Annotated in this window: 14 protein-coding genes and 3 pseudogenes; 8 read left to right on the top strand and 9 right to left on the bottom strand. The window is 68.6% G+C overall.

Annotated elements, in window-relative coordinates:
• Positions 1–15: 15 nt before the first annotated feature.
• The 3 genes from cysB to dauA form a co-directional block, all read right to left on the bottom strand.
• On the bottom strand, positions 16–1,005 hold the full coding sequence (gene cysB / locus BM214_RS00930) for an HTH-type transcriptional regulator CysB (protein WP_090483315.1): 990 nt from the start codon (positions 1,003–1,005) through the stop codon (positions 16–18).
• 180 nt (positions 1,006–1,185) lie between these two features.
• Complete coding sequence (gene metG / locus BM214_RS00925) at positions 1,186–3,219, bottom strand: methionine--tRNA ligase (RefSeq protein WP_090483314.1); 2,034 nt, start codon at positions 3,217–3,219, stop codon at positions 1,186–1,188.
• A 79-nt stretch (positions 3,220–3,298) separates the two neighbouring features.
• Positions 3,299–5,047 (bottom strand): C4-dicarboxylic acid transporter DauA, encoded by a 1,749-nt coding sequence (gene dauA / locus BM214_RS00920; RefSeq protein ID WP_090483313.1) that lies wholly within the window; start codon positions 5,045–5,047, stop codon positions 3,299–3,301.
• A gap of 265 nt (positions 5,048–5,312) precedes the next feature.
• On the opposite strand from dauA, the gene apbC reads away from it, so the two are divergent.
• The 8 genes and pseudogenes from apbC to BM214_RS00890 all read left to right on the top strand — a co-directional run bounded on the left by apbC (position 5,313) and on the right by BM214_RS00890 (position 12,833).
• Positions 5,313–6,413 (top strand): iron-sulfur cluster carrier protein ApbC, encoded by a 1,101-nt coding sequence (gene apbC / locus BM214_RS00915; RefSeq protein WP_090483312.1) that lies wholly within the window; start codon positions 5,313–5,315, stop codon positions 6,411–6,413.
• A gap of 96 nt (positions 6,414–6,509) precedes the next feature.
• Positions 6,510–6,860, top strand: a pseudogene (locus BM214_RS12650) (dCTP deaminase); the annotation flags it as partial.
• Positions 6,834–7,988: pseudogene (locus BM214_RS12645) on the top strand (Hint domain-containing protein); the annotation flags it as partial. The pseudogenes BM214_RS12650 and BM214_RS12645, both read left to right, overlap by 27 nt.
• Positions 7,989–8,213, top strand: a pseudogene (locus tag BM214_RS12640) (dCTP deaminase); the annotation flags it as partial.
• A gap of 186 nt (positions 8,214–8,399) precedes the next feature.
• Entirely contained in the window at positions 8,400–9,359 is a 960-nt protein-coding gene (mnmL, locus tag BM214_RS00905; protein WP_090483310.1) for a tRNA modification radical SAM protein MnmL/YtqA, read from the top strand.
• An 11-nt stretch (positions 9,360–9,370) separates the two neighbouring features.
• Entirely contained in the window at positions 9,371–10,372 is a 1,002-nt protein-coding gene (ubiU, locus tag BM214_RS00900; RefSeq protein ID WP_425319141.1) for a ubiquinone anaerobic biosynthesis protein UbiU, read from the top strand.
• Positions 10,369–11,268 carry a U32 family peptidase gene (locus BM214_RS00895; RefSeq protein ID WP_342351303.1) on the top strand — a complete coding sequence of 300 codons (900 nt, stop codon included), beginning with the start codon at positions 10,369–10,371 and terminating at the stop codon, positions 11,266–11,268. Before ubiU ends, BM214_RS00895 begins: the two co-directional genes overlap by 4 nt.
• Positions 11,265–12,833 carry a lipoyl protein ligase domain-containing protein gene (locus BM214_RS00890; RefSeq protein ID WP_090483308.1) on the top strand — a complete coding sequence of 523 codons (1,569 nt, stop codon included), beginning with the start codon at positions 11,265–11,267 and terminating at the stop codon, positions 12,831–12,833. The genes BM214_RS00895 and BM214_RS00890 overlap by 4 nt, the downstream gene beginning before the upstream one ends.
• A 6-nt stretch (positions 12,834–12,839) precedes the next feature.
• On the opposite strand, the gene BM214_RS00885 is transcribed toward BM214_RS00890, so the two are convergent.
• The 6 genes from BM214_RS00885 to BM214_RS00860 all read right to left on the bottom strand — a co-directional run bounded on the left by BM214_RS00885 (position 12,840) and on the right by BM214_RS00860 (position 18,969).
• Positions 12,840–13,034, bottom strand: coding sequence for a CPXCG motif-containing cysteine-rich protein (locus BM214_RS00885; protein ID WP_090483307.1), 195 nt, complete (start codon positions 13,032–13,034; stop codon positions 12,840–12,842).
• Positions 13,035–13,087: 53 nt separating this feature from the next.
• Positions 13,088–14,236, bottom strand: a complete 1,149-nt coding sequence (gene hemW, locus BM214_RS00880; RefSeq protein WP_090483306.1) for a radical SAM family heme chaperone HemW — start codon at positions 14,234–14,236, stop codon at positions 13,088–13,090.
• A 28-nt stretch (positions 14,237–14,264) separates the two neighbouring features.
• The gene (gene rdgB, locus BM214_RS00875; protein WP_090483421.1) at positions 14,265–14,876 is read right to left on the bottom strand and encodes an RdgB/HAM1 family non-canonical purine NTP pyrophosphatase; all 612 of its coding nucleotides are present in this window, start codon (positions 14,874–14,876) and stop codon (positions 14,265–14,267) included.
• Positions 14,877–15,093: 217 nt separating this feature from the next.
• Positions 15,094–15,813 carry a ribonuclease PH gene (gene rph, locus BM214_RS00870; protein ID WP_090483305.1) on the bottom strand — a complete coding sequence of 240 codons (720 nt, stop codon included), beginning with the start codon at positions 15,811–15,813 and terminating at the stop codon, positions 15,094–15,096.
• Between the two features lie 83 nt (positions 15,814–15,896).
• Entirely contained in the window at positions 15,897–16,118 is a 222-nt protein-coding gene (locus BM214_RS00865; RefSeq protein ID WP_090483304.1) for a DUF2835 domain-containing protein, read from the bottom strand.
• Positions 16,119–16,152: 34 nt separating this feature from the next.
• A complete protein-coding gene (locus tag BM214_RS00860; protein ID WP_090483303.1) occupies positions 16,153–18,969 on the bottom strand; it encodes a BPTD_3080 family restriction endonuclease in 2,817 nt (938 codons plus the stop codon).
• Positions 18,970–19,117 lie beyond the last annotated feature (148 nt).

Raw genomic sequence — 19,117 nt, 5'->3', positions numbered from 1 at the left:
CGGCATGGGCCCGGATCAGGCGAAGGTGGGCTGCCCCGTGGGCACCTCCATATCGGCGAACAGGCGTTCCACCGCCTCGGGGTCCAGATCCTGGGCCGCGTGGGCCACCTGCTCGTGGGTCAGGTGCGGCGCCAGCAGGGTGATGAAGTCGAACATGTAGCTGCGCAGCCAGGCGCCGCGGCGGAAGCCGATGCGGGTGATGTTGTCGGAGAAGGGGGGCTGGGTGTCGATGGCCACCAGGTCGTCGTCGTGGGCCGGTTCCAGGGCGATGCGGGCGATGATGCCCACGCCCATGCCGTGGCGCACGTAGGTCTTGATGACGTCGGCATCGGCGGCGGTGAGGACGATGTCCGGTGTGAGCCCGGCGCGGCGGAAGTCGGCGTCCATCTTGGTGCGCCCGCTGAAGCCGTCCAGGTAGGTGACGATGGGGTATTCCGCCAGCCTCTCCAGGGGCAGGGCCTTCTCCCCGGCCAGCTCGTGCCCCCGGGGCACCACCACGCAGTGGGACCAGCGGTAGGCGGGGAGCATGATCACCTGGCCGGCGGCGGGCAGGGGCTCGGTGCCGATGATGAAGTCCACCTCGTCGTGGGCGAGCATCTCGGCGATCTGCCGCGGGGTGCCCTGGTGCAGCTGCACCCGCACCCGGGGGAAACGGTGCTTGAAGGCGTCCACCACCGGGGGCAGGATGTAGCGGGCCTGGGCGTGGGTGGTGGCGATGCGCAGGTCGCCGCTCTGCTCGTCCCGGGCCTCCTCCGCCGCGGCGCGGATGTTCTCCACCTCCCGCAGGATGATGTCGCTGTAGTCCAGGATGCGGCGGCCCACCGGCGTCATGCCGGAGAGGTGCTTGCCGTTGCGCTGGAACAGGGGCACCCCCAGTTCCTCCTCCAGCAGCCGGATCTGCTTGCTGATGCCCGGCTGCGAGGTCATGAGCCGGTCCGCCGCCTCGGAGATGTTCAGGTTGTACCGGGCGATGGCCTGCAGGTATCGGAGTTGCTGGAGTTTCATCTGGTGCGTCCCGTCTGGCGCTGCACGGCGTGAGCCGGCCCCCTGGTTCAGTGTCACCGCCGGCGGGCGGTCCCCCGATCCCCGTGCCCCTCGGCCCGGGCGCGGAATACGGGAATGTGGTAATTATACATATATTAATGCGATTGTGTTATGAGGCGCGCCCCGTCCGGGCTGGCGGGCCTATTTCACCCGCATCCCGGGTGCGGCCCCCGTGTCCGGGGACAGGATGAACAGGTCCTTGCCGCCGGGCCCCGCCGCCAGCACCATCCCTTCGGAGACCCCGAACTTCATCTTGCGCGGCGCCAGATTGGCCACCATCACCGTCAGCCGGCCCTCGAGGCTGGCGGGATCATACGCCGCCTTGATGCCGGCGAACACCTGCCGCGTCTCCCCACCCAGGTCCAGGGTCAGGCGCAGGAGCTTGTCGGCCCCTTCCACGTGCTCCGCCTTCTGGACGCGGGCGATGCGCAGGTCCACCTTGGCGAAGTCGTCGAAGGGGATCTCGTCCCGGATGGGGTCCTGGGCCAGGGGGCCTTTGGGGGCGGTGTCCTGTTGCGTCGGTTTGAGGCTTTCCCTGGAGGCTTCCAGCAGGGCCTGGACCGCCTTGGGGTCCACCCGGGTCATGAGCGGTTCGTAGGGGCGGATGGGGCGGCCGGTGAGGGGCTCTTTCACATCGGCCCAGGTGAGGGGCGGGATGTCCAGGAAGGCCTCGGCCCGGGCCGCCATGGCCGGCAGCACCGGCTTGAGGTAGGTCATCAGTACTCGGAACAGGTTGATCCCCTGGGTGCAGATCCCCTGTACCCGGGGCAGGGTGTCTTCTCCCTTGGCCAGCACCCAGGGCTTTTGCTCGTCCACGTACTGGTTGGCCGCATCCGCCAGGGCCATGATCTCGCGCATGGCCTGGGCGAACTCCCGGGCCTCGTAGAGCCGGGCGATCTCCTCGCCGGCGCGGCGGAAGCGATCGTACAGGTCCGCATCCGGCAGGGTGTCGGCCAGGCGGCCGTCGAACCGCTTCTGGATGAAGCCGGCGCAGCGGGAGGCGATGTTCACCACCTTGCCCACCAGGTCGCTGTTCACCCGGGCGGTGAAGTCCTCCAGGGACAGGTCGATGTCGTCCACCCCGGGGCCCAGCTTGGCGGCGAAGTAGTAGCGCAGGTATTCCGGCTGCAGGTGCTCCAGATAGGTGCGGGCCTGGATGAAGGTGCCCCGGGACTTGGACATCTTCTGGCCGTTGATGGTGAGAAAGCCGTGGCAGTGCACCGCCGTGGGGGTGCGAAAGCCCGTCCCGTGGAGCATGGCGGGCCAGAACAGGGTGTGGAAGTAGGCGATGTCCTTGCCGATGAAGTGATGCAGCTCGGCCCGGCTGTCCGCCCCCCACCAGGCGTCGAAGTCCAGGCCGTGGCGGTCGCAGTAATGGCGGAAACTGGCCATGTAGCCGATGGGGGCGTCCAGCCACACATAGAAGAACTTGCCCGGGGCGTCGGGGATCTCGAAGCCCCAGTAGGGGGCGTCGCGGGAGATGTCCCAGTCGTTGAGCCCGGCCTCGAACCACTCCCGCAGCTTGTTGCGGATGCCGTCCTGCAGGCTGCCGGAGGCGGTCCACTCCCGCAGCATGCCCTCGAAATCCGCCAGCCGGAAGAAGAAGTGTTCGGACTCCCGCTCCTCCGGTGTGGCCCCGGAGATGGCGGAGACGGGGTTCTTGAGGTCCGTGGGGGTGTAGGTGGCGCCGCAGGCCTCGCAGGAGTCGCCGTACTGGTCCGCTGCGCCGCAGCGGGGGCATTCCCCCTTGATGAACCGATCCGGCAGGAACATCCCCGCCTCCGGGTCGTAGGCCTGGCGGATGGTGCGCCGGGTGATGTGGCCCTGTTCCTTCAGGCGGGTGTAGATGAGTTCGGCGAAGTGGCGGTTCTCCGGGGAGTGGGTGCTGTGGTAGTGGTCAAACCCCACGTGGAAGTCCGCAAAATCCCGCTGGTGTTCCTGTCCCACGCGCTCGATGAGGGCCTCCGGGGAGATGCCCTCGCTGCGGGCCTTGAGCATGATGGGGGTGCCGTGGGCGTCGTCGGCGCAGACATAGACGCAGCGATGCCCCCGGGCCTTCTGGAAGCGCACCCAGATGTCGGTCTGGATATATTCCACCAGGTGGCCCAGGTGGATGGGGCCGTTGGCGTAGGGGAGGGCGCTGGTGACCAGGATATCGCGGGTGTCGGCTGTCATGAGCGGTTCGGTTCGGGATGAGAAGGATCAACGTTAGCAAGTTTGCCACCACCGGGCCTAGGGGCGCGTGGCGGCGGCGTCATCGCTTGCGGGGCGATGCGGGCTGCCCTGCCCCGTGCCAGCGGCGGGCGACGGCCGCGGCCCGGGCCAGGTCGGAGGCATAGGTCAGGCGCCCCGCCCGCTTGCTGATGCCGGCCCGGCGCAGCTTGACGATGATGCGCGTGGGCAGTCCCACCAGGATCAGGGCCACCCCCTGGCGCTCCATCTCGTCGATGAGGGTGTGCAGGGCGACGATGGCCGTGGCGTCCATGGTGGGCACGTCGTGCATGTCCATGATCACGGTGCGCACCCCCGGGTCCACGGTGTGCAGGGAGGTGAGGGCCTTCTCCGCGGCGCCGAAGAACAGCGGGCCGTTGACGTCGTAGAGGGCCACGCCGGCAGGCAGGTGGCGCACCTGGGGGTCCTCCTGAGGAGGTACCGCCTCCGCCTGGGTGAGCAGGGCCATGCGCCGGATGAACAGGGCCGCCGCCAGGGCCACCCCCACGCCCACCGCCAGCACCATGTCGAAGAGCACGGTGAGCCCGAAGCAGAGCACCAGGATGGCCACGTCCCCGGCGGGGGCCGAGCGCAGCATGTGGACAAAATGCCGTGCCTCGCTCATGTTCCAGGCCACCACCAGCAGCAGGGCCGCCAGGGCGGCCATGGGCACCAGCCCCAGCACCCCGGCCAGGGCCACCACCGCCAGCAGCACCACGGCGGCATGCACCACGGCGGACAGGGGGGAGACGGCGCCGCTGCGGATGTTGGTGGCGGTGCGGGCGATGGCGGTGATGCCGCCGAAGAAGGGGGCGGCGATGTTGCCCAGGCCCTGGCCCACCAGTTCGGCGTTGGGGTCGTGGCGGGTGCGGGTGAGGCCGTCCGCCACCACGGCGCAGAGCAGGGACTCGATGGCCGCCAGCATGGCGATGGCGAAGGCCGGTCCCGCGAGATCGCGGATGACCCCGAAGCTCAGGGTCAGGGGTTCGCCGTCGGGGCCGGGCAGCCGCCAGGGGGCCTGGAAATGGGGGAGCAGGGGCGGGATGCCGGTGCCGGATTCCCCGTCCAGGGTCCAGGTGAAGCGCGAGGCGATGGTGTCCACCTGCCCGCCTCCCAGCCAGTGGTTCACGGCCCAGGCCGCCAGGGTCCCCGCCGCCAATCCCACCAGGGGCGCGGGCAGGGGGGTGCGCAGCCGCGGCCACAGGATCAGGACCGCCAGGGTCATGAGGCCGATGCCCAGTTCCACCGGGTCGAGGCCGGGCAGGGCGGCGACGATGCGCCCCAGATTCTCGGTGAAGTGTTCCCCTATGCCGTCGGGATCCAGCCCTAGCAGGTCCGGGATCTGCAGCACGGCGATGACCACGGCGATCCCCGCCGTGAAGCCCAGCACCACCGGGTAGGGCACGAAGCGGATCAAGCCCCCCATGCGCGTCAGCCCCAGCACTAGCAGGATCAGCCCCGCCATGAGGGTGGCCAGCAGCAGCCCGCCCATGCCGTACTGCTGCACGATGGGGAAGAGGATCACCACGAAGGCCGCCGTGGGGCCGGAGACGCTGTAGCGGCTGCCGCCGGTGAGGGCGATCACCGCCCCGGCGATGATGGCGGTGTACAGGCCGTGCTGCGGCGGCACCCCGGTGGCGATGGCCAGGGCCATGGACAGGGGCACGGCGACGATGCCGATGGTGAGGCCAGCCAGGAGGTCGCGGCGCAGTTGGGCGAGGCCGTAGCCGGAACGAAAGGCGGCCCGCAGCCCGGTGGCCAGGGCGGGCACATGGAGGCGTCTGTCTTGCATGGGGCGGAGTCCTTGCAGGGCCAGGTGCGATGGCGCGGGCCGGGGGCCCGGATCCCCGGTCTTCCCTCCCGGACGGGAGGGTCCCGCACCGCGGCGTTGCGGGCCTTGGGATGCAAAAGACCGAGCGTGGCGTTATGGTATCAGGGCGGCCTCAAAAAGGCCATGGCGGTATCAGGGATTTCCCCGCTGTCCCGCAGGCCCAAGGCGGGGGATCTGGTACCATACGGGTTCGATACACCACAGCATCTGGAACAAGGGGTTGGGCATGACCGACGTCTCGCGCCTCAAGGTGGAAACGGTCCTGAAGGAGATCCAGGACCCCTATCTGCAACGGGATCTGGTCTCCGGCGGTGAGGTGAAGGACATCCAGGTGGACGACGCCGGCCGGGTGCGGGTGCAGTTGTGTCTGGGGTATCCCGCCGCCGGCTGGCATGAGGCCCTGAAGGCGCAGGTGCAGGAACGCCTCTCGGCCATCGACGGGGTGGACGAGGTGGCGGTGGAGGTGGAGGTGCAGACCCGCATCGTGCCCCACGCCGTGCAATCCAGCCTCAAGCCGCTGCCGGGGATCCGCAACATCATCGCCGTGGCCTCCGGCAAGGGCGGCGTGGGCAAGTCCACCACCGCCGTTAACCTGGCCCTGGCCCTGGCGGCCGACGGCGCCCGCGTGGGGATCCTGGACGCCGATATCTACGGCCCCAGCCAGCCCCGCATGCTGGGCATCCACGGCAAGCCCGAAACCCGCGACGGCAAGACCATGGAACCCCTGGAGGGCCATGGGCTCCAGGCCATGTCCATCGGCTTCCTCATCGAGGAGGACACCCCCATGATCTGGCGTGGCCCCATGGTCACCCAGGCCCTGGAACAGCTGCTGCGGGAGACCAACTGGCGCGAGCTGGACTACCTGGTCATCGACCTGCCCCCGGGCACCGGTGACACCCAGCTCACCCTGGCCCAGAAGATCCCCGTCAGCGGTGCCGTCATCATCACCACCCCCCAGGACATCGCCCTGTCCGATGCCCGCAAGGGGCTGAAGATGTTCGAGAAGGTGGATGTGCCGGTGCTGGGGGTGGTGGAGAACATGAGCATCTACATCTGTCCCCAGTGCGGCCACGAGGAATACCTCTTCGGCCAGGGGGGCGGCGAGCGCATGGCCGAGGAGTGCGGGGCCGAGTTCCTCGGGGCACTGCCCCTGGACATCGGCATCCGCGAACAGGCGGACGGCGGCAACCCCACCGTGGCGGCCGACCCCGAAGGCCGCGTCGCCGAGCTCTACCGCGACATCGCCCGTCGCACCGCGGCGCGCCTGGCCCTGCAGGCCCGGGACTACAGCGATCGCTTCCCCAACATCGTGGTGGAGAACGACTGAAGCCGGGGGGGCGGCGGGGGCTGTATCCGGGACCCGCAAGCCTGTATCTTTCCCTACCCGTTCACGCTTTGCAGGCCCCATTACGGACCCCGTCCCATGTCCATCAAGTCCGACCACTGGATCCGCCGCATGGCGGCGGAACACGGCATGATCGAGCCCTTCGAGCCCGGGCAGGTGCGCCACGCCGGGGATGCCCCCATCATCTCCTACGGCACCTCCAGCTACGGCTACGACGTGCGCTGCGCCGACGAATTCAAGATCTTCACCAACATCAACTCCAGCGTCGTGGATCCGAAGCACTTCGACGAGCGCAGCTTCGTCAACGTGAAGTCGGACGTGTGCATCATCCCCCCCAATTCCTTTGCCCTGGCCCGGACGGTGGAGTATTTCCGCATCCCGCGCAGCGTGCTGACCATCTGCCTGGGCAAGAGCACCTATGCCCGCTGTTTTCGGGGGGATACCCGGGTGGCCTTGGCGGATGGCACGGCCCCCACGCTGGAGGACATGGCCAGGCGTTCCGAGCAGGGGGAAATGTTCTGGGGGTATAGCATCGGCGAGCATGGTCGGGTCATTGTGACGCTGCTGGAGGCGCCCCGCTTCATCGGACGGGATGCCCTTATGGCGGTGACCCTGGACAATGGCGAGGTGATCCATTGCACCCCGGATCATGAGTTCCTGAGGCGTGACGGACGCCGTGTACAGGCACACGAGCTGCGGGATGGGGATTCGTTGATGCCCCTTTACCGCCAGCTTGCCCGGGGCTACGAGGTCGTCTACCAGCCCCTGAATGGGCATCTCTACCCCACTCACCGCCTGGCAGATGAATGGAACCTGCGTCATGGCATCTATGCCGATCAGCCAGGAACGCACCGACATCACAAGGATCTGGATCGCAGAAACAACATGCCCTGGAATATCGAGCGCATGGAAGCCGGTGCGCATCTGCGGCTGCACAATGCCTACAGTTTTGGCGAAGACTTCGATCCAGACGAACATAGCGCAGCCATTCGCCAGGCCCTGGAACAGCTACGCCAAGACCCCTCGTGGTTTTCCAAATACCGGGCTTCCCAGTCCCACCGTGCACGAGCATTCTGGAATGACCCCCGTTATGCCCAGGCCCGGGAGCAATTGCGACGCAAACGCATCGAATCCTGGACGGAAGATCGGCGCGGGCGTCAGCGTGAGGCCTTGTTGAATTATTACGCCGATCCGGTAGCTCGGGATCGGTCTTCGCGTATTTCCAGAGATGCCTGGGCCCAGGATCAGGGTGTGCGCCGCGCTCGGCAAGCGGCCCTGGCACGACGCATCAACCTGCGCGAGGAGATCACTGCGGAGGCCGTTCGGGAGGCGCTTGAGCGCACCGGTTCGATCCGGGGGGCAGCCCGTCTACTTGACTGTGACCGCTCGGTCTTTCGGCGCTTTCCCGAGGAATTGGCGGCCTTCAGGGGGCAAGGCTCCATTTCCGCCCACAATCATAAGGTGACCTCGGTGCGCTCCCTACCAGGAGATCATGACGTCTACTGCCTGACCGTACCCGAGGCCGGGAATTTTGCCCTGGAAGCCGGCGTCTTCGTCAGCAATTGCGGCATCATCGTCAACGTCACGCCCCTGGAGCCGGAATGGGAGGGGCATGTGACCCTGGAGTTCTCCAATACCACGCCGCTGCCGGCGCGCATCTACGCCAACGAGGGGGTGGCGCAGATGCTGTTTTTGGAGTCGGACGAGACCTGCGACGTGTCCTACAAGGACCGGGGCGGTAAATACCAGGGGCAGCGCGGGGTCACCCTGCCCAAGGCCTGACCCCCGGTGGCGCGGTCTGCCGGAACCCTGCCATCTGGACTTGATCCAAGGCATGACAGGGGGACAGACTTGGGTTTAAATGGCCGGTTCGGGCCATGACTCCGCGAGGTGATCCGAGCATGTACAAGACCGCAACGCAGCGTCGCCGGCCTGCGTCCAAATCGCCGATGCGCCCGGGGTGATGGCATGGGTCTGAACGATCGCGTCAATACGCTGGGGCAGGATCTCAAGCGCCGCTTCGGGGAGCGTGTGCACAAGCTCACCGTGAGCGCCGGTTTCGTCTGCCCCAACATGGACGGGACCCGGGGGCGGGGGGGCTGCAGCTTCTGCAACAACGCCAGCTTTGCCCCCCAGGGGCAGGACGGGGGGGATGTGGCGCGTCAGCTGCAGGCGGGCCGCGAGGTGGTGCTGCGGCGCACCGGCGCCAGCCGTTACATCGCCTACTTCCAGGCCTATACCAACACCTACGCGGAGGTGGACCGGCTCCAGGTCCTCTACGACGCCGCCCTGGCCCAGCCCGGGGTGGTGGGCCTGTCCATCGGTACCCGGCCCGACTGCGTCCCCGACGCCGTGCTGGACCTGCTGGTCTCCTATCAGGAGCGGGGCTTTCTCGTGTGGCTGGAGCTGGGGTTGCAGTCGGCCTTCGACGAGACCCTGGCCCGGGTGAACCGTGGTCATGGTTTTGCCGAGTACCGCGACGCCGTGCGTAGGGCCCGGGGGCGGGGCCTGCTGGTGTGCACCCACCTGATCCACGGGCTGCCCGGGGAGACCCCCTGGCACCAGCGCCAGACCCTGGCCCGGGTGCTGGAGGAGGGCACCGACGGCCTCAAGCTGCATCCCCTGCACGTGGTGCGCGGCACGCGCCTGGCGCGCCAGTGGCGGGACGGCGAGTATCGCCCCTGGAGCTTGAACGAGTACGTCACCACCGCCGTGGACCTGATCGAGATGACCCCCCCCGAGGTGGTCTTCCACCGCCTCACCGCCACGGCCCGCAAGCCCCTGCTGCTGGCCCCCGACTGGTGCGCCAGCAAGTGGACGGTGATCAATGCCATCGAGGAGTCGCTCCGGCAACGGGACACCCGCCAGGGGGCGCGTCCCCTGCAGCCGGAGCGGGACCTGCCCGGAACCCAGGAGAACTGCCGATGAGTGCACACCGCATGGAGCTGGTCTGCCCCGCGGGCGGCCTGCCGGCACTGCGCACGGCCGTGGACAACGGCGCCGACGCCGTCTATCTGAGCCTGCGGGGGGAGACCAACGCCCGCAACTTCCCCGGCCTGAACTTCGACCGCAAGGCCCTGGCCAAGGGCATCGCCTACGCCCACAGCAAGGGGGTGCGGGTGTACATGGCCCTCAACACCTATCCCCAGCCGGATCTATGGCGTTCGGCCACTGAGGCCGTGGATACCGCCGCCGCCGAGGGGGTGGACGCGGTGATCCTGGCGGACCTGGGTCTGCTGCGCCACGCCGCCGACACCCACCCGGACCTGACCCTGCACCTCTCGGTGCAGGGCTCGGCCACCACCGCCGACGCCCTGAACTTCTACCACGAGCGCTTCGGCGTGCGCCGCGCCGTGTTGCCCCGGGTGCTGTCCCTGTCCCAGGTGGGGCAGGTGATCCAGCGCTCCAAGGTGGACATCGAGGTGTTCGGCTTCGGCAGTCTGTGCGTCATGGTGGAGGGCCGCTGCATGCTCTCCTCCTACGCCACCGGCGAATCCCCCAACACCCGCGGCGCCTGCTCCCCGGCCCATGCCGTGCGCTGGGTGGAGACGCAGCGGGGGCGTGAGGCCCGCCTCAACGGGGTGCTCATCGACACCTTCGCCCCCGGCGAGAACGCCGGCTATCCGGTGATCTGCAAGGGCCGCTACCGGGTGGGGGACGGCCAGGAGACCCTCTACGCCATCGAGGAACCCACCAGTCTGAGCACCCTGGACATCCTCCCGGACCTGCTGGGTATCGGCGTGCGCGCCATCAAGCTGGAGGGCCGCCAGCGCAGCCCCGCCTACGTGGGCAAGGCCACCCGGGTCATGCGCGAGGCCCTGGACGCCTGCCACGCCGATCCAAAACACTACACGCCGCGGCCGGAGTGGGCGCAGCAACTCTCCGGCATGTCCGAAGGACGCACCCATACCCTGGGTGCCCTGCACCGAGCCTGGCAATGATGAAGCTCTCCCTGGGACCGATCCAATACTACTGGCCCCGCGAGCGGGTGATGGACTTCTACCGCGAGGTGGAACGGGCCCCTGTGGACATCGTCTACCTGGGGGAGACGGTCTGTTCCAAGCGCCGCGAATTGCGCCCCGCCGACTGGCTGGAACTGGGGGACCGCCTCGCCGCCGCCGGCAAGACGGTGATCCTCTCCACCCTGGCCCTCATGGAGGCGGAATCCGAGCGCCTGGCCCTGGAGAGCCTGGCCCGCAACGGGCGCTTCCTGCTGGAGGCCAACGACGCCACCGCCCTGGGGGTATGCGCCGGGGCCCCCTTCGTCGCCGGCCCGCATATCAACACCTACAACGCCGCCACCCTGGCGGAACTGGCGGACCTGGGGGCCGTACGCTGGGTGATGCCGGTGGAACTGTCCCGGCAGGTGCTCTCGGCCATGCATGCCGCCCGCCCCGCGGGCCTGGAGACGGAGGTCCTGGCCTTCGGCCGCCTGCCCCTGGCCTTCTCCGCCCGCTGCTTCACCGCCCGCGCCCGCAACGTGCCCAAGGACGCCTGCGAACTGGCCTGCATCGACTACCCCGGCGGCCTGCCCATGGCCACCCAGGACGGTGAGACCTTCCTCACCATCAACGGCATCCAGTTGCAGTCCGCCGACCCCGCCAACCTCATCGGTTCCCTCCCGGAGCTGATGGACATGGGGGTGGAGGTGGCGCGCATCTCCCCCGAGCCCGAGGGCACCCTGGAGGTGATCCAGGCCTTTCGCGACTGCATCGACGGCACCCGTTCCTCGGCCCAGGCCCTGGAGCGCCTGCAGCCCCTCTTCCCCCGGTTCTGCAACGGCTACTGGCTGGGGGATGCCGGCATGCGCTGGCACGAGGAAGGACTATCCGCATGACGGCCCGGCCCTGCCGGGTCTGGAGTGAGGGACTGGCCCCGGGGACGGTGCACGCCGCCCGGGACCGGGTGCATCTGCGGGACGGGGTGGCCCTGGGGGAGGCGCGGCTGCGCTTCCACCGCTATGAGCCCACCGCCAGCATGGGGCGCTTCGAGGCCGCCTGCCATGCCGTGCGCGGGGCCTACTGCCAGGAGGCGGGCATCCCGGTGGTGCGCCGCCTCTCCGGGGGGGGCGCCCTCTATCTCTGCCCCGGCCAGTGCTGCCTGACCCTGACCCTGCCCCGGGACTGGCTGGGGGAGGGGGACACCCTCACCGCCCTCATGGCCCGTCTCAACCGCGCCCTGGCCCGGGCCCTGGGCAGCCTGGGCATCCCCGCCCGCAGCGCCTTCCCCAACGACGTGGAGGTGGACGGCCGCAAGCTGGCGGCGGGGTTTCTCGCCGTGGAGCCGGAGGCCATCCTCTATCACGGCGTGATCCTGGAATATCTGGACGTGGAGACCCTCTTGAAGGTGCTGCGCTTCCCCCGGGAGAAGCTCAGCAGCGAGGGCATCCTCAGCGCCCGCCAGCGCTTCGTCACCCTGGAGGACCTGCCGAACGGCCCCCGGGACCTGGAGACGGTGAAGGCGGCGGTGACCCGGGCCCTGATGGAGGAGCTGGCCCTGGAGGCGGTGCCCGAACCCCCGGCCCGCTGCGCGGCCACGGCGGAACCCGCGCCGGACCCGGCCGGGGCCATGCCCGGGCTGCAGGTGGACTGGGAGGCCGAAGAAGGCGAGAGCTGGCGGGCCTTCCTGCCCACCCCCGGCGGCGTGCTCCATCTGCGCCTCGTCCCCGACGCCGCGGGCAGGCACATCCGCGAGGCCACCCTGGCGGGGGCCGTGCACGCCGCCCCCGTGCACCTGTTCGCGGACCTGTGCCGGGCCCTGGAGGGGGCGCCCCTGGAGGCGGCGGAGGTACGCCTGCTGCACCGCCTGCGGGAGGTCGGGGCGGAGATGCCGGGGTTCGGTCCCGAGCCCCTGGCCCGGCTGCTGCGCCTGGCCCTGGGGCGGCGGGGGGAACAGGCCCTGGGGCTGACCGCGGCCGAGGCCAACCGGCTCATGGTGCACCGCGTGGACGGCAGCGAGGCGGCCCCGGAGATCCTCTCCCGGGCCACGGTCCTGCTGGTGCCCTACTGCGCCAAGCCCGCCTGGTGCAAGTGGCGCCACGAGGACGGCTGCGTGGAGTGCGGCGGCTGCGAGGTGGGGGAGGCCTACCGCCTGGCCCGGGAGCGGGGCATGCAGGTGGTGACCATCACCCGTTACGAGCACCTGCGGGAGGTGTTCGCCGACATGCAGCGGCAGGGCGCGCCAGCCTATGTGGGCATGTGCTGCCGGCATTTCTATCTCAAGCGGGCCCATGCCTTTCGCGCCGCCGCCATCCCGGCGGTGCTCATGGATATCACCGGCTCCAACTGCTACGAACTGAACCAGGAGGACGCGGCCTACGAGGGCCGCTTCAGCGCCGAGGCGGCCCTGGATGCCCCGCTGCTGGAGAAGGTGATGGCCTGGGTCCCCCCCGGGGCGGGCTGAAGGCCCTCAGCGCCCCTCCCGCTGCACCGTCACCTGCAGCCGGCCCGTGTTGTCCACCGCCACATGGAACTCGATGGGGGCGCAGCAGGTGGGGCAGTCCTCCACGTAGCGGTCCCCCGCCTCCTGGGCATCCACGGGGGTGTCGAACACGGCCCCGCACCAGGGGCATTCCACGGTCACTTCTTCCAGGGGATCGGTCATGGCGGCATCCTCCTCGCCTCGGATACGCCCATTGGACCCGGGCGGCGGGGCGATCAGTTCCCTTGCGGGATGAACAGGGCCACCAGGTCGTCCAGGTAGCGCCGCCCCAGGGCCGTGGCCTGCAGCCGGTCCGGCCGGTCCTGCAGCAGCCCCCGGGCCACGGCCGTACCCCGGGCCGGTTCCAGGTGGGACAGCGGCAATCCCGTGTGCCGGGTGAACAGGGTCGCCGGTACCCCTTGTGTCAGGCGCAGGGCGTTGAGCATGAAGTCGAAGGTCGCCGCCGGTGGGTCCAGTGCCTCTGTCCCGTCGACGGCGTCCCCGGCCATCGCCGCCGCCATGAAGGTGGCGGCATCGGCCTGCTTCCAGCGCCGCAGGATGCGCCCCCCCGGCAGGGTGTGCTTGCCGTGGGCCCCGGCGCCGATGCCCAGGTAGTCGCCGAAGCGCCAGTAGTTGAGGTTGTGCCGGCAGTGGTGCCCGGGGCGGGCGTGGGCGGACACCTCGTAGTGCTCGAATCCCGCCCGCTGTAGCCGCTCCCGCCCCGCCTCCTGCATGGCCGCTCGGGCATCCTCGTCGGGCAGGGCGGGGGGATGGCGCGCGAAGGCGGTCCCCGCCTCCAGGGTGAGTTCGTACCAGCTCAGGTGCTCCGGTTCCAGGGCCAGGGCGGCGTCCAGGTCGGCCCGGGCCTGGGCCGGGGTCTGCCCCGGCAGGGCGCACATCAGGTCCAGGTTGAGGTGGGTAAAGCCCGCGCTGCGGGCCGCGGCCACGGCATCCACCACGGCGCGGGCGTCGTGGATCCGCCCCAGGCGGCGCAGCAGGGTGTCGTCCAGGCTCTGGGCGCCGATGGAGAGGCGGTTCACCCCGGCGTCGCGAAAGCCCCGGAAACGCGCCCGCTCCAGGGTGCCGGGGTTGGCCTCCAGGGTGATCTCGGCGTCATGGACCAGGCCGGGGCGTCTTGCCGCACGTTCCAGCAGCCGGCCGATGGTCTGCGGGGTGAAGAGGCTGGGGGTGCCGCCGCCGATGAAGACGCTCACGAGCGCCCGCTGGGGCAGTCGTTGCAGATCCACCTCCAGGTCCGCCAGCAGGGCCTGCAGGTAGGCTTCCTCGGGGATCTCCCGCGCCGCATGGGAATTGAAGTCGCAGTAGGGGCATTTGCGCACGCACCAGGGGATGTGGACATAGAGGGCCAGCGGGGGGGTGGGCATGGCGGTGCGGGGGCCTGGCGGTAGGGGCTCAGGGCCCCGGCGCTTCTGCGCCTTCCCTGCGCAGGGCCTCGAGGAAGGCGGCCAGGGCCTGGCCCCGGTGGCTGCGCCGGTTCTTTTCATCGGCGTGGATCTCTGCCGCCGTCTGTCCCAGTTCCGGGACCAGGAAGACGGGGTCGTAGCCGTGGCCGCCCTCGCCGGCGGGGGCCAGGGCGATGCGTCCCGTCCAGGTGCCCTGGGTGAGCACGGGGGAGGGGTCCTCGGCGTGGCGCAGGAAGGCGATGACGCAGCGGAAACGGGCCGTGCGCTGATCTTCGGGCACGTCCCGCAGGGCCTCCAGGAGCTTTTGGTTGTTGGCCCGGGCATCGGCCCCGGGGCCGGCGTAGCGGGCCGAGTAGATGCCGGGGGCCCCGTCCAGGGCGTCCACCTCGATGCCGGAGTCGTCGGCCATGGCGGGCAGGCCGGTGTGGCGGGCGGCGTTGCGGGCCTTGATGATGGCATTCTCCACGAAGGTGAGCCCCGTCTCCTCGGCCTCGGGCACGTGGAAGTCGGACTGGGGCCGCACCTGGTGGCCGGTGGGGGCCAGGAGTTGCTGGAATTCCTTCACCTTGCCGGGGTTGCCGGTGGCCAGGACGATCTGCATGGGGTTCTCCTGTTGCATGTCATGGAGCCAGGGGTAGCGTTCCCGTCCCGTTGCGGGGGGAGCTCCTCCAGGGGCCGCCGTGAATCCGTCCCTGGAGGCTTGCGCGCCGCCTCCCTGCGGCGCACACCCCTTGCGGATCTCCCCCCGCAACGGGACTCCTGCCCTGGAACCAGGGCGCGGGGGAGCCCCTTGAGGGGCCGCCGTGGATCCTGAGGGATCAGCCTTCGGCCAGGGCCGCCTGCTGGGCGGCGATGAGTTCGCCGATGCCCTTCTGGGCCAGATCCAGCATGGACTGCAGCTCCTCCGGACGGAAGGCGTGCCCCTCGGCGGTGCCCTGCACCTCGATGAAGCCCCCGGCCTCGTTCATCACCACGTTCATGTCGGTCTCCGCCTCGGAATCCTCGGCGTAGTCCAGGTCCAGCACCGGGGTGCCCTTGTAGATCCCGGTGGAGACGGCGGCCACGCTGCCGAACAGGGGATCCCTGCGCAGGGCGTCCCGGGCCCTCAGGGACGCGATGGCGTCCGCCAGGGCCACGTAGCCGCCGGTGATGGAGGCGGTGCGGGTGCCGCCGTCGGCCTGGATCACGTCGCAGTCCACGGTGATCTGGCGTTCCCCCAGGGCCTCCAGGTTCACCGCGGCGCGCAGGCTGCGGCCGATGAGCCGCTGGATCTCCAGGGTGCGTCCCCCCTGGCGTCCCCGGGCGGCCTCCCGGGCCATGCGGTCGTGGGTGGCCCGGGGCAGCATGCCGTATTCGGCGGTGACCCAGCCCCGGCCCTTGCCGCGCAGGAAGGGCGGCACGCGCTCGTCTACGCTGGCGGTGCAGATCACCCGCGTGTCGCCGTATTCCACCAGTACCGAGCCCTCGGCGTGGCGGGTGAACCGGCGGGTAATGCGGATGGGACGAAGCTCGTCCGGGGCGCGGCCGCTGGGTCGCATGGGGATCTCCTGTGGGAAAAGCGGGCGGGCATTATACGCGCACCCCGGCGCCGGGGGCCATGTGCCATCCAGGAGGCCGGGAGTCAATCCACCCGGTCCAGAGACTGCAGGCGGTTGTGTTCGTCCACGGTGAGCACGAAGCGGCCGTTGATGCCGTCATGGCCCACGAAGGGCCGCAGGGCCGAGGCGGGGAAGCGCACCCGGGGCCCCTCGGCGGACCGGGCCACCACGGCCGCCGCGGCGCCGCTGTAGTACTGCAGGAAGGCCTCCCGGGAGATCTCCAGATGCAGGTGGTAGCGGGGCATGGCGGCGGTTCCTGGACGCGGAGCGGGTTCCGGGTCAGCAATATGGGTCGATGATATCCCGGGTCTTGCCGGGTGCGAATACGGTGTCGAAGGCCCATTGCCCGAACCCGCCCTGCTCGTTGACGGCCTTGATCCAGGTTTTCATGGCCGCACGTTTCGCTGCGTTCTGTGGGCTGTCCTGTCCCTTCACCTCCAGCACCAGCGTCCTGCCGTTGGCGAGGCGGATCAGGTAGTCAGGAACGAAGTTACGGGAGGAACCCCGCCATAGGTAGCGCACCTTGAAATCGAGATGATCATTCTTGGCCCAGGCGGCGATTCCGGGATGTCCCTCGCAGATATCGGCCACCATCTTCTCCCAGGTGCTGTCGTAGATTACGTGGCTGATCTGTGAGCGCTGAGTCGGGGCGCAGGGCTTGGTGGTCGACCAGGGCCGCATGGAAGCGGTGGAACCGATGGGCTGATGTTCATTGAAGATCAGTTCCTGGCGTTCCACGTTCTGCTCGGTGACATGGCGGCCGATATGGCTTACCACGGTATCCATGTTCAGGGCGAACAAAAGGCGACGACGCACCGGGTCCTGATGCCAAAGGCTGGGGATGTCCAGCTTGTCGCTGGCCAGGAACTGCTCCACCAGTCGGATCAACTGTATTGCGAGATATTGCTTGTCCCCCCCGAAGGCGGGTTGGCTTTGCAGGTAGAGTTTGCGAGCCGCGCGGAAAAGCAGATTCTGCAGCCGGAAATCTTCCACTGCCCGCTCCAGGTCGATCTCTGTGACCATCGCCAGGTTGGGGGAACCCGTGAGCGAAGGGGCAATGTCGGCATTGAGCGGTGTCCGGGCCGGATCAAGGGTCAGGACCGGTACGGCTTGCCAGTCGATCACCAACTCCGGTTTGAGGACGTTGTCGATGCGGTCCACGTTGGGCCAGCGGATTTCCAGGTGGTTGCGGCCGGCTTCCACCTCGATGCGCACGCTGGGCTTGGGCGGTGGTGGAGGTTCACCGCTTCCGCCGGCTTCCTGGAAGATGGATAGCGGCACACCGAAGACGTTGACATACTCAGGGAGAAACTTGCGTTCCGCGTCCATGTCGTGGGAGACGCGACGCAGGCCACGACCGATCACCTGCTCGCAAAGCAACTGACTGGTGAAGGCGCGCAGCCCCATGATGTGCGTGACATTGGCGGCGTCCCAGCCCTCGGAGAGCATGGCCACCGAGATGACGTTCTGCAGGTATTGGCCCGGTTGTCCCCGTTTGCCGACGGTATCCACCAGTGCGCGTAGCTGTTCTTCCTGTTTCATGGCGAGCAGATCGGCCTGCTTGTCGGCAGGCAGCCCTGCCGCCTCGATGAGGGCCTGCAATCGAGCGGCGTACTGGGTGTCCTTGGTACCGGTTTCGCCCTGCTCGGCCTTCTCGAGCACCTTGGAATCCACCCGCAGGGTGGTATCGGGCGCCTGGGTCTCCTGGATCAGGCAGTCACCCCCGTTGAAGAAGTTCTCGATGCGCGCCGCGGTCTCGGTGCGGTTACAGACGGTGAGCATCACCGGCGGTATAGTGTGGCCGGCATCCTGCCATTGCCGCCGGGTTTCCTTCCAGTCGTGGGCCAGCAGGGCATAGGCCTTCTGCACCAGGTCGGGCAATGGCTCCATGGGTTTTGCCTTACGGTTGAGGTCTTCCTTGACCTCCTCTTCGCGGTAGAGGTGGTAAAGCTTGCTGGCGTAGGTCTTGGCGTTGGCCAGGGCATCGTCACGCACCACCACCCGCGGGGTCTTCACCAGCCCGGCCTCGATGGCGTCGTTAAGGCCGAAGTCCGACACGATCCATTCGAACAGGCCGGATTCGGTATTGCTCTTTCCGGTAGGGGCAAAGGGTGTGGCGGAGAGGTCGAAGCAGCACCGGATACGCCGGGTTTTGTGGATGCGGTCCAGCCCCTCAATCCAGCGGGTGGCCTCTTCCAGGTCGATGCCCAGCTCCTCGGCCTGCTTCTTGCCGACCTTGGATTCGGCCCGCTGACGGTATGCGTGATGGGCTTCATCGTTGATCACGATGAGGTCACGCGCGTTGGCGAGGGGGCCCAGCACACGGCGGGTAAAGGCCTCATCGCTCTCCTGGCCCTTCTTGACCACCGAGCGGGCCTGCTCCTTGAGCGGCATCAGAACGTGCCAGTTTTCAATGGCGAGTTGCATCTGATTGAGCTGCTGCCGCATGGCCTCGTTGGGGCACAGATTGAACTCGTCGTAGACGTTCAGGGGGTGGCCTGGCTTGAGCACCTGCAGGCGGCTCTTGACGGTCAGGCCCGGGGTGACGATGAGTACCGCCCTGGAGAAACGGCGATCCTTGGGGTAGTGGAAGGCATTGAGGGTCTGCCAGGTGATGATCAGCGACATCACCGAGGTCTTGCCGGAGCCGGTGGCCATCTTGTTGCAGATGCGCTCCCAGGGACCGCCGTCACCGCCCAGGAAGATGCCCTGGCGGTAGGTCGGCTGGGCCTCCAGCCACCAGATCAGGGTCTCGATGGCCTCGAGTTGACAGAAATAGAACGGGTACTGGCGAGGCCCACCCTCCCAGCGGCAGGTATCGGGATCCCATTCCCCGCGGGCGTTCCAGTGCTCCAGCAGCTGGCGGGTAACGCTGGTGACACCGGGGTAGCCATCTGTTCGCCATTCGTCCACCCGCTGACGGATGCGGTTGACCTGCTCCAGGGGTTCGGTGCGCTGGGTGTTGTTGCGGGTGTCGAAGATCTCGTAGGCCGCTGGGCGACGCCCCTGCTGGAGGGTCAACTGCTTGCCGTCCCGCTCCCAGTAGGCCGAGGGGGCATCGTAGGGCGAGTTGATGATCAGTGATTGGGTCGTCATGCGGACATTCCTTGTGTCCAAGAGTAGTCTGCGCTCGGAGTGTAGGGAGCGATCACGGCAGTGTAAGGAGCTGGTATCATAGTGTAGGAAGCTACTGTGCGGGTATGAGGGAAGCTCGCACCACTATGCGGAAAGATAGCGCTGCTAT

It is taken from the genome of Ectothiorhodospira mobilis (assembly GCF_900114895.1).
Taxonomy (GTDB): domain Bacteria; phylum Pseudomonadota; class Gammaproteobacteria; order Ectothiorhodospirales; family Ectothiorhodospiraceae; genus Ectothiorhodospira; species Ectothiorhodospira mobilis_A.
Note: the sequence above shows the minus strand (reverse complement) of the source record. Positions and strands in the feature narration are given on the sequence as shown.

Excerpts from the sequence above, each read along its gene's own strand:
- apbC (WP_090483312.1), top strand. The coding sequence starts at position 5,313 with ATGACCGACGTCTCGCGCCTCAAGGTGGAAACGGTCCTGAAGGAGATC.
- ubiU (WP_425319141.1), top strand. The coding sequence starts at position 9,371 with ATGGAGCTGGTCTGCCCCGCGGGCGGCCTGCCGGCACTGCGCACGGCC.
- mnmL (WP_090483310.1), top strand. The coding sequence starts at position 8,400 with ATGGGTCTGAACGATCGCGTCAATACGCTGGGGCAGGATCTCAAGCGC.
- rdgB (WP_090483421.1), bottom strand. The coding sequence starts at position 14,876 with ATGCAGATCGTCCTGGCCACCGGCAACCCCGGCAAGGTGAAGGAATTC.
- hemW (WP_090483306.1), bottom strand. The coding sequence starts at position 14,236 with ATGCCCACCCCCCCGCTGGCCCTCTATGTCCACATCCCCTGGTGCGTG.
- BM214_RS00865 (WP_090483304.1), bottom strand. The coding sequence starts at position 16,118 with ATGCCCCGCTACCACCTGCATCTGGAGATCTCCCGGGAGGCCTTCCTG.
- rph (WP_090483305.1), bottom strand. The coding sequence starts at position 15,813 with ATGCGACCCAGCGGCCGCGCCCCGGACGAGCTTCGTCCCATCCGCATT.
- BM214_RS00885 (WP_090483307.1), bottom strand. The coding sequence starts at position 13,034 with ATGACCGATCCCCTGGAAGAAGTGACCGTGGAATGCCCCTGGTGCGGG.
- BM214_RS00895 (WP_342351303.1), top strand. The coding sequence starts at position 10,369 with ATGATGAAGCTCTCCCTGGGACCGATCCAATACTACTGGCCCCGCGAG.
- cysB (WP_090483315.1), bottom strand. The coding sequence starts at position 1,005 with ATGAAACTCCAGCAACTCCGATACCTGCAGGCCATCGCCCGGTACAAC.
- BM214_RS00860 (WP_090483303.1), bottom strand. The coding sequence starts at position 18,969 with ATGACGACCCAATCACTGATCATCAACTCGCCCTACGATGCCCCCTCG.
- dauA (WP_090483313.1), bottom strand. The coding sequence starts at position 5,047 with ATGCAAGACAGACGCCTCCATGTGCCCGCCCTGGCCACCGGGCTGCGG.
- metG (WP_090483314.1), bottom strand. The coding sequence starts at position 3,219 with ATGACAGCCGACACCCGCGATATCCTGGTCACCAGCGCCCTCCCCTAC.
- BM214_RS00890 (WP_090483308.1), top strand. The coding sequence starts at position 11,265 with ATGACGGCCCGGCCCTGCCGGGTCTGGAGTGAGGGACTGGCCCCGGGG.